A 219-nucleotide genomic window follows, 5' to 3' on the forward strand; every position below is an offset into this window, starting at 1 on the left:
AGGAAACAGAAAAACTTGCTGTAGAAGAAATGGTTGAAAAACATTTGAATACAGTTGAAGAATCATCATCAGATCCATTTGCTGACTTTGAGAAAGAAAAAGAAGAAGAATTATCAGATCCATTTGCCGATTTTGAGTCAGAAAAAAAAGAGGATTCCAGTGAAGATGAAGCTGAAAATAAAAAAGATTCGGCTGATCCATTTGCAAATATGAACTTTT

At 32.4% G+C, this 219-nt stretch carries 1 protein-coding gene; it reads left to right on the forward strand.

Features of this window, described 5'->3' with window-relative positions:
* On the forward strand, positions 1-219 hold a 219-nt coding region (locus tag MR107_RS31070), incomplete at both ends, for a hypothetical protein (RefSeq protein ID WP_242293228.1).

The sequence above is a fragment of the Bacillus cereus group sp. BfR-BA-01441 genome, from assembly GCF_022663075.1.
GTDB classification, from domain to species: Bacteria; Bacillota; Bacilli; order Bacillales; family Bacillaceae_G; genus Bacillus_A; species Bacillus_A cereus.